Source organism: Microcoleus sp. B7-D4, from assembly GCF_036705125.1.
GTDB lineage: Bacteria > Cyanobacteriota > Cyanobacteriia > Cyanobacteriales > Microcoleaceae > Microcoleus.
Window position 1 is genome coordinate 1 of sequence record NZ_JAUBTT010000165.1, and the last position, 9,648, is coordinate 9,648.

Here is a 9,648-nt window from a genome sequence, read left to right on the forward strand (position 1 = left end):
ACAAAAACCCTTATTTTGCCCTAAAACCCTTGCCAGACAAGCGTTGGAGCCGCAAGTTTTTAGACCTGAATCCTTACGAATTTTTGAGCGGCTGACAGGGCAATGGTTGTAAATATTTCTGTAATTACGGCTATTTATAATTTATCTAATACTCTTCCTAAGCGGTCATCATTTAAATGTGATGCTTGAATCCCTGCTCCAAGTAAATGTTCTGTTGCTTTCCCTTCAAAAAATTTAGAAAATAAGTATAATGGGGCGGAAACCATCCCTAATCCATTGATGATCATGGCTTTAACTACCAGGCCGGGACTGACTATCTCACCCGGTTGTTCGCCTACTAATTCATTGATTTTTTCAACAATTCCTATTTCATCAACTAGACCGGCTATCAAGCCCAGATGATCTAGGTTTTCTACTTTTATCTGGGATGCTTTCTGCATGGGCTGCTGAATCCTGATTTAAGCGTTTATCGCGATTGCTAGTTTACACTGTTTTTGGTGATTATTGGCTATGGTTGCGAGCGCAATTAACGCATTTTCGTCATCAATCAGGTTACGAATACGCCCTAAACTTCGTTTTCTACCGCTCGCCCTTTTAACTCGTATCAGATTTAACTCATGCCTTCACTTCTCTTGTCAGGAATTTTCAGCCCTCATGATTGGAGTTTGACCAAAATTATTGAGTATTTTTACTCACCATTGTCTCGGGTGATTCACTTTTACCCCCTCAATCCGACTATGTGCCAGTTTGGGGTGCGGAATGTGGGTTGGTGAGTGCAGTGACGATCGCGATTTAATAGCTGTTTAGTCTAAACTCCAGTAACTTGTCACAAATGCCCCTGGGCCTCTATTCCAAAAACCGAATAACAAAATCCCCGACTTCTTAAAAAAGTCGGGGATTTAACAGCGATCGCATTTTAGGTTAGGCGTTTCGCCTGTTTCTATGCCAAAACAGGCACGGGCTGCGGCCAACGTCCCATGACTTTACCAATCACCGCCAATTCTTCCATCAACTTGTCGAACTGATCCGGTGTTAAAGATTGCGGCCCGTCAGACAAAGCTTTTTTCGGATTCGGGTGCACTTCAATCATCAGCGAATCTGTACCAGAGGCGATCGAAGCAAACGCCATTGACGGTACAAACTGCGCCCAACCGGTGCCGTGACTAGGGTCAACCATAATCGGTAAGTGAGTCAGAGTCCGCAATACTGGTACTGCCGACAAATCGAGGGTATTGCGTGTATATTGCCTGTCATACCCGCGAATTCCGCGCTCGCACAAAATCACGTTCGGATTGCCAGAAGCCATGATATACTCAGCAGCCATCAACCATTCTTCAATGGTGGCGGAGATGCCGCGCTTCAGCAAAATTGGTTTGTCTTGAGCTCCGACTTTCTTCAACAGTGAGAAATTCTGCATATTTCTCGCCCCGACTTGGATCACGTCGGCTACTTCTGCGATCGCACTTAAGTCCGCCGCATCCATAACTTCGGTGATAATTCCCAAACCGCTAGCTTCCCGCGCCGCAGCTAGCAATCCCAAAGCACTCTCGCCGTGGCCTTGGAAAGCATAGGGGGAAGTTCTCGGTTTGTACGCGCCACCACGGAGAAAATGAGCTCCAGCAGCTTTGACGCGCATTGCCGTTTCGACAATCATTTCTTCGTTTTCGACCGAGCAAGGGCCTGCTACGATCGCGATCGGGTGGTGCAGGCCAATCATCACAGGCCCTAAAGGAGTAGCAACTTCTACTGTGCTGGCTTCTCCTTGGCGGTACTCCAGAGAAGCGCGTTTGTAGGGTTTTTCGACGCGCAGCACTTCTTCAATCCAGGTGCTCATTTCGCGCAGTTGCATCGGTTCGAGCTCGGCGGTGTCGCCTACCAAACCCATGACAACTTTGTAACGGCCGACGATTTTTTCTGGTATCAAACCCCAGTTAGTGCGGAGGTCTTCGTCTAGTCGATCGATCTCGGCTTCTGGAGTGCCGGCTTTCATTACAATAATCATATTTTTTTTGCCTTTTCTGTTGGGCTAGAAACGAATTATGACACGGATGAACTGAGAAAAATAGATGCAATGGCGATCGAATGATATCAGGACACGGCAGTAGCCATTGGTGTCAACTTAAGCTTTTAGTCCGCCAAGTTCTCTCGCTTACCCGCCAAGTCCGCCAGGGGTTAAAACCCCTGTCTCAAAGCTAAAGTCCTCGCTATGAGGACTGAGAAGAAAACTTTTTAAATTCATTAGTCCTATGCAAGAGGACTTTCGCTTTGAGACAGGGAATTCATTCCCTGTCGGACTATCGGACTATCGGTTTAATGTTAAGTTGTCACTAATAACTAATAACTAATAACTAATGACTAACTTTTTGGCTTGGCGGCGCGCCACGCTTCTCGCATCCGTCCAAAATTGGTATTAAATTCTTCCCACCCCAGAGTGCTTCCTGAAATTTCTTCATCCCAGGAAGCTGAGAGGACTCCGTAGCTTAATCCCAGAACGCCTAGACCAAAACAGCCCATGCTTACCAGCAATACTGCTGTGTTGGGCAGATCGAACAAGCCTTTGCTGACTACCAAATAGCTGACAAAAAATGTGCAAATTCCCAGGATTGTCGGTATGCCGCAGAATACCGCTATGCGAGATATCATGCGTTGGCTGACTACTTCTGGGATGGATTGCGACTGTTTTCCGGTTTTGTTAGCTTTCGGCTGCTTGTCGGCAGAATCCGACTCTAAGGCTAGGCTTGCTTGGGGTTCTGGGGGCTTTTTAGGCGTTTTTTTACGATTTGTTGCCGGTTCAAAGGGCAAGCGCTTGCGGGGTGGTTCGGAGGACATATTTTATCTCTAACCTGAAATCTCGAACATTTTTCAATAAGTCTTGGTGTTTGTCCAAGATTAAAGAATATTGTCGCAAATTTTGGCTTTGGTGTTTAGCCGCGAATGCCTAGACGGGCAATCAATGCTTTGTAGCGATCGACATTTTCCCTTTGGATGTATGCCAGCAGGCGCTTGCGGCGGCTGATCATCATCATCAAACCGCGCCGGGAGGCGAAGTCTTTTTGGTTGATTTTCAGGTGGGCGCTGAGTTTTGTGATGCGATCGGTCAGCATGGCGACTTGGACATCTGCTGAGCCTGTATCGGTTTCATGGGTTTGGAAGTCGCCCATGATTTCTTGTTTGCGCTGTTGTGTAAGAGCCATGAATTGATTTTAGTTTTTTTTGTACGATTGTCACAATCTGCAATTGTACCACAGGGAATGGACAAGGTTGCAGCGTGCGGGATGAAATTTTTGCTGCAAGAGTTCGCATGGCGAGTTTTAATCCCCTTGCGGGGAAAAGTGAATTGCGACATTGAAACCAGCGAGCGCCAACAGTACCACATTCTTTAGTGCCAGCAACGGCACGCACTCTCTCTGTCTGGCCCCCGCAAACAACCCCGAGATTTGCGATGACCCCTTTAATAATGTCGAAAGCTATTTCTATAATGGTTGGTGGATAAAGGCCCAGTGCCCTGCATAAATGCTTTTTATGGCACCCACCAAACGTAATAAAATTCGGGCCACTGTGGTGGGTGGGCGCTGGCGCGATCGACACAGCAAACACACCATAAGAAAAACCCCGGAACACAATGGCAAAGCCACCCGGTCTAAAGACCTTCCCCAAGTTACTGTCTCAAACAGAGGTAGACCTCATTGTGGCAAATGACGAGTACACCAAGAACCCAGGCGATGTACTCTTTCGCTACTACGGAGACTTCGGACACAACACCCCCGAACCAACCACACCCCCAAAGGCCGACGCGCCCATCCGTCGCGGAGCCCCCGGCAAAGAGACCCCACCACCCAGCCCCTGGATGCTCGCTTGGGGGAAGACCTTACAAGACCGTGGGTTCTTCGATGAGATGCCCAATCAATACCGCGTCACGGATTGGTTCGGCAGCCTCTCGGCCCAGTTCAAATGGCACATCGACAACCACCGACACGGAGAGAGAATCCTCGCCATCAGCCTCTCCAACAACCGCGTCATTGGCTTTCGCAAAGATGCCAATAGCCCCGTCTTTGAACTCGAACAACATGCAGGCGACGCCTATTTAATCGCTGGTCCAATCCGCTGGAGTTGGCAACACTGCGTGCTGCCAAGAGGCAAAGACAAGAGCGGAGGGAGAAGTTTTGTGGTGAGCTTTAAGCGCCCCGCGCAATAATCAGCCACGCCCCCTTCCTTCACTTCAATTAAAGAGTTTCAATCCCCTTGCGGGGAAAAGTGAATTCCGACTAGATGTAAGTCAGAGACTACTTGTATTTTCATGTTTCAATCCCCTTCCGGGGAAAAGTGAATTGCGACATAGTTAGTCCGTTTTTAAAATTCAATTATTTAAAAAGAGTTTTAATGCCCTTGCGGGGAAAAGTGAATTGCGACTTGCGATCGGCTCAAAGTCTCGTATACATCAACAGAAGCTTGTTTCAAGTAGGGAAACGGCATTGCCGTGTCCAGAGTTGCTATCGGCTCAAATAGGCGATCGCCTCACGTATCCAATCATCCGCATCACCTTTGGCCGACAAAGTGCTGTCTTGACTGAGGGTTTGCAGCGCTTGCAAGACTTCAGCCGCAGTGTATCCCATCGCCAGCAGGATCATCTCGACTTCTTCTTGAATAGCTGGGGGGACTCCGGCGGCGACTGAAGTTGTCAAACCTGCTTGCTGTCGCCATTCCGAGAGTTTGCTTTTGAGTTCCAGGGCGAGACGTTCTGCCGTTTTTGTACCCACGCCTGGGGTTTTGGCGAGGATGCGGGTGTTACCGCCGACGATCGCCTGGACTAAATCTTGCAATCCTAAAGTATCGAGAAGTGCGATCGCCAGTTGAGCTCCCACACCGCTAACACTCGTCAACTGCCGAAACAAATCGCGTTCTGCCGCGCTGCCAAAACCGTACAATACGATTTGGTCTTCCTTAACTTGCTGGTGAGTAAAAATTTGGGCGACTTCGCCGGATGCTGGCAATTGACCGGTCACGCGGGGCAAAATTTGGATTTCATAGCCGATTTGATTGACTTCCAGAGTCAATATGACGCGGTTGCTGCCTTTGGCGATATCGGCTACTGTGCCTTTGAGATAGCTAATCATAGAGTTTATAATACACCGCTATTCGTTTTCGTCAAACTCGGCGATGATGCTGCGGATTTCGTTGAGACTGATATCTGTTCGATCTGACATCTTGCACCATTCTCAATTAGCCTTTTAGGAACAGGCAAGATGCCTGTTCCACAAGAAAATCTACTCTTTGTGGAACGGGCATCTTGCCCGTTCTTGAGAATGGTGCAAGATGTGAGTTCGATCGGATTTTGAGTAAATGGTTAACAAAAGTACGATCGACGGTGATTCTACTTGATAAATCATGCGATCCTCTAAAATCTAAAATCTAAAATCTAAAATCTAAAATCGATCGATGCCCTCCCACATTTGAGAAAGAGGTATTCGCTGTCGGGTTTTAGCTTCCTGGAATGCCCTTCTGAGACTGGCTTTTACTTCTTCAACTGGAGTATCGTCGGGGTCGTCTTCATCTTCATCTGTAGGTTCGGGAAGAAGAACGATGATTCGCACGCGGCCGGGAGTTTCTGCGGTTAAAGGTCGATCGAGAATTAATTGACCTTTTTCGTCGATCGTTCCTGTGACTTCAAAGGCTTTCATTTGTTTCTCCTGGATTTTTTTAAATTAATACTATTATATAACCCTGTTCTAGTTCGACCGATTTTCTTATTCTCAAGTCAAAATAAGATGCTCTTTAACCAAAGACAAATCCGTCTTACCAAAATTCACAACCAAAGCCACATTGAAATTTTCCAAGGATTTAACAAACCACATAATTTCATTAGAAGCTTTACCTTCATAGTGATTAAACAAAATAGAAAATCGCTTTTCCAACTCAGGTTTAACTTTTGCCGAAAGCAGTACAAGTTTCAGCAGTAAACCCATTGTCCTGCTGGCGCCGAGGTTGTACACCAAGTCGTAAAAAACGTAGTGGCTGGGATGTTGGGAATTTTCCACTACTAAGAAGTTGAACAACTGGTGGCAAGTCCGAACTAACAATATATTATTGAATTTCACCGAGTCATTTTCTGGCAATGTATTTTTGATGTGCTTGTACAAGCGGTCATTAAATTGACGCCCGCCGTATTCTGGTTCGATCGACGATATTAAATATTCATATAAATCCACTTTAAATGAAGCGTAAGATGGAGTTTGTCGGGAATCTCTTAGGAAAAATTGAGCCGCTTCTTTGTAGCTGCGATCGCCTGCTACTTTTCCCGCAAATTCCCTGACCGCTAAGTGCAGTTCTGCATCGTTCAAAAGTGTGGGATTAGCCGCCCGCTGCACAATTCCTATTTCTGTATTTCTCGGCTCAACCATATAATTCAAATATTTAGACAAATGTGTTTCAAATTGTCGCTGTCTTTGAAATGCCAGTTTTTTGATGGTTTGTTGGTCTTCCTCAATGCTGTCCTTGCTCAGTAGAGAATAGCCGTACAAATAAGGATACCGACAGATCAATTCGCCCAAAGGAGAATCTGTATCTTGTTTCTGCTGTTCCGCCTCTCTATCTAAGGCTTTTACTAAGCGCTCTATGGTCTGGAATTCGTCACTTTTAGTAAATAAATTTATTTGTTCTTGCAAGCGCTTGACTATGTAAAATTCCATCCCGAATCGGGGAGAAGTCTGCTTAAATAAAGCTACCAACTTGGCAATCGCGAATTGGTTTTGGGAATTCAATTGCCAGCGGTTGATCGGGATGTAGCAGCAGCGGTGGAGGAGATATTTAAAGTCCTGATCAGATCGCTTGACGGAGACTATACTGTACAAACTTGCTTCAATCTCTCGATCGGGATAGCCCATGCCGTCGATAAATAGCTTTCGGAACCGCTCGATCACCTGTGCGGGGGATTCTGTTTCCACGCAGGAGACGATGTGATCGTACAATCTCTGTTCGTTGCTGCCAATTGGAACACTGTCTGAGGGCGGGGTGAGGATGCTGCTGTCTGCTTCTGTGTCTACGCTGCTGTCTGCAACTTGTGCCACAACAACTGTCGGTTTTTCCCGAACAGTTCGATCGGGATTCAAGAACCAATAGTGTTCTTGGCTTAATTGTTTGTCCGCAGCCCAATCCAAAGCTGACTGCAAACTTTCCCCGGTCAATAACAGCGATTCATCTTCGCGGTCTGAAGCCAGCCATGCTGCTAGGGCGGATCGGTAGGGAGCCAATTTTCCCAGCTCTTTTTCCACCCAAAATTGATTAAAAACTGACTGATAAATTAGGTTGGCAACTATTAATTTACCGTGAGATTTCACAACCAGTCCTGACAGTTGCAATTCGATTTTTTCGGGAGAGTAATCTGCTGGTACTCCCTGCGATTCCCCGGATTTTGTTGCCTGGGGCGGTTGCAAAGCTTGCTGGTACAGCGTTAACAGCCGCGTGAGGTCGCAGTGGTTATGGAAAATGCGATCGCGTATTGCAGTCAAATGTTGGGGTTCGTCTTCTTCTTCCCAATTTTTAATAATTCTGTGTTTGACCAGTTTTTCAACCTGCTTAGCTTCGGAATTTCTGCCAATAAAAGGCCCGTACTCAAGTACCAATTGGCAAAGTTTTTGAGTTAGAAACGGTTGGCCACCCGTCCAAGCTAATATCTCTTGGAGCACTTTTTGGGGGCGAAAAGCTTTCAGGGCTAATCCTTTTGCTAGCGGCAAACTTTCGTGCAGTTGGAATCGACTTAAATGAATCTGCCGTCCAATATTAAAAGGGTTGCATCTTGGATCTCGGATCAATTCTGAGGGGGCTGCTACTCCCATAACAGCAAAAGTCAGGCGATCGTATTCCGGTTGCTCTGCCCGCTTGGAGTAACAAGCCCGGATCAAAGCAAAAAAATCGCTGGTACTGAAATTTAGGCTGCTGATGCTTTCAATGTCATCTAGGAAAATTACCAGATTTTGCTGAAGTGACTTGAGCAAAACTTTTTCGATAAATATCTCCAATCGCTGCACAGGCGACAGCAGTTCGCGATCGTTCCACCACTTGATGGCATCAAACCTGTTTGTGATGTGTAAACTGCTTGCCATGCGGTACATGATTCCGCCATACCACTTTTGGGGGGAGATATCTGGGCTGCTGATGCTTCTCAAGTTGATGGCTGCAAAAACTGTACCTTCGGCGTGCAACCTTTTGGCCGTTTGCACTAGCAGGCTGGATTTTCCCATTTGCGGCGCACTCAGCACGTAACAGAAGTCTCCGGCTTTGAGTCCTGCGTAGAGTTCGCTGTCGGCCGATCGCCGGACATAGGTGGGCGCACCGGCAGGCAAATATCCTCCGACTTGATATTGGTACGTTGAGTGGACTTCTGCTGTCATCTGGGAATTCATCAAGATTTTACGCCCCTCTGCTGTGCGATCGAAAGGTTCCGAATTGGAGTTATTGCCCGCTTACTATGGTGGGAAACTTTTGTTCCTCTTTCTCTATTGTCTACTAGCTCAGCTTTCTCCTTATCAATCTTTACCGTATCTTTGCAAGCGTTCCCCCAAATCCTACGATCGGCCCAATTGTACCCCGCCACTTGATTTTTTACACTCGTTCACATAATTAAATGAATTTTCACTCGATCGAGTGAGAAAACGCTAAAACGCCCTTTTTTTCACATTTTTTTACAATAATACTTTAAATTTCACCCGGTGGTATGATGTTGGCAGGGAAACTCATAACCACAGCCCCGTCAACCTTCTGCCTTCTGATCCGCCTGCCGGAGGCCGGAGAAAAAGGCGCTCGCAATGGCTGCCAATAAAAAACCCCAGCGTTTGGCTGAGGACTGCTTGAGTGGGAGATATCGTTAATCTGCGTTTTTTTAGTTGACTTAGATTGCATGGAATTCCATGCTGCTGACATTCCCCGGGCTTTCGCGTTCGGGGATTCCTAAGAACAAACTTTTCAGGATGCATCCACAAAAAGTTTAATTCTTAAAGGCTTTGTCAGTACCAGGCTAACCACTCACTCAACTATAAAAGTTAAGTCGGTGGCTAATTGTAGAAGATGCGCCCTGATGGCTTAACTACCCGATGGATTAGCACCCTGATGGCATAACTCCCTGATGGATCGACGCCCTGATGGCTTTCGCTCCACTACCCAAAAAAATCAGGTTGGTGGATGATCGTGGACGTTAGTAACACGTCACTTCCGGCGTTTCCGATCGCAAGCGGGTGTGCCTGTCTGAATTGATTATGGCAGGCAGATTTATCAGAAGACAAGTGGGTTATTGCATCAACCCATTTCTGATATATCGGGTTAGCCAAGAAGTGCCAATCTACGCAAATCAGGGTCATCGAACATGAAAAACAGCATCTTAGTATTAGGGGTAATTGCCTCGGCTGGCTTCGGCTTTTTCCAGGCAGGCAGCGCCAGCGCTTCGGCGCTCGCTCCACAACCTTCATCAGCCAGGAGTTTGACGGCTTGGGAGAGTCGTCCCGACTTTAACTACACTGGAACGAATGAGGATGGGGAGCAAGAAGAGGTAAAAACCGGTAAAGGCTAGGAAATAATTGGCGCTGATACTTTTAATTCAGACAATCCCCGACAATCGGCGAAAATCTTCAGATAGCACACTCATCAGATACGTCTGAG

Annotated in this window: 8 protein-coding genes and 1 pseudogene; 2 read left to right on the forward strand and 7 right to left on the reverse strand. The window is 46.7% G+C overall.

The genetic code is table 11. The annotated features are described in order from the left end of the window. Nucleotides 1-137: 137 nt before the first annotated feature. The 4 genes and pseudogenes from QUB12_RS35375 to rpsO all read right to left on the reverse strand — a co-directional run. A pseudogene (locus tag QUB12_RS35375) lies at nt 138-440 on the reverse strand (DUF4277 domain-containing protein); the annotation flags it as partial. 500 nt (nt 441-940) lie between these two features. Then, nucleotides 941-2,002 (reverse strand): 3-deoxy-7-phosphoheptulonate synthase, encoded by a 1,062-nt coding sequence (aroF, locus tag QUB12_RS35380; RefSeq protein ID WP_333147824.1) that lies wholly within the window; start codon nt 2,000-2,002, stop codon nt 941-943. Nucleotides 2,003-2,355: 353 nt separating this feature from the next. Continuing rightward, nucleotides 2,356-2,829: a PAM68 family protein gene (locus tag QUB12_RS35385; protein ID WP_333147822.1), complete on the reverse strand. Its 474-nt coding sequence runs from the start codon at nt 2,827-2,829 to the stop codon at nt 2,356-2,358. Nucleotides 2,830-2,924: 95 nt separating this feature from the next. Next, nucleotides 2,925-3,194 (reverse strand): 30S ribosomal protein S15, encoded by a 270-nt coding sequence (rpsO, locus tag QUB12_RS35390; RefSeq protein WP_190661928.1) that lies wholly within the window; start codon nt 3,192-3,194, stop codon nt 2,925-2,927. 428 nt (nt 3,195-3,622) lie between these two features. On the opposite strand from rpsO, the gene QUB12_RS35395 reads away from it, so the two are divergent. Next, a complete protein-coding gene (locus QUB12_RS35395) occupies nt 3,623-4,195 on the forward strand; it encodes a hypothetical protein (RefSeq protein ID WP_333147820.1) in 573 nt (190 codons plus the stop codon). 295 nt (nt 4,196-4,490) lie between these two features. Here the strand turns inward: QUB12_RS35395 and ruvA are convergent, their stop codons facing one another. The 3 genes from ruvA to QUB12_RS35410 form a co-directional block, all read right to left on the reverse strand. Beyond that, complete coding sequence (gene ruvA / locus QUB12_RS35400) at nt 4,491-5,114, reverse strand: Holliday junction branch migration protein RuvA (RefSeq protein ID WP_190742029.1); 624 nt, start codon at nt 5,112-5,114, stop codon at nt 4,491-4,493. 309 nt (nt 5,115-5,423) lie between these two features. Then, nucleotides 5,424-5,678, reverse strand: a complete 255-nt coding sequence (locus QUB12_RS35405; RefSeq protein ID WP_333147814.1) for a type II toxin-antitoxin system RelN family antitoxin — start codon at nt 5,676-5,678, stop codon at nt 5,424-5,426. Between the two features lie 72 nt (nt 5,679-5,750). Then, nucleotides 5,751-8,387: an AAA-like domain-containing protein gene (locus QUB12_RS35410; RefSeq protein ID WP_333310795.1), complete on the reverse strand. Its 2,637-nt coding sequence runs from the start codon at nt 8,385-8,387 to the stop codon at nt 5,751-5,753. 968 nt (nt 8,388-9,355) lie between these two features. On the opposite strand from QUB12_RS35410, the gene QUB12_RS35415 reads away from it, so the two are divergent. After that, complete coding sequence (locus QUB12_RS35415) at nt 9,356-9,559, forward strand: hypothetical protein (RefSeq protein WP_333147810.1); 204 nt, start codon at nt 9,356-9,358, stop codon at nt 9,557-9,559. The last annotated feature ends 89 nt before the right edge of the window (nt 9,560-9,648 follow it).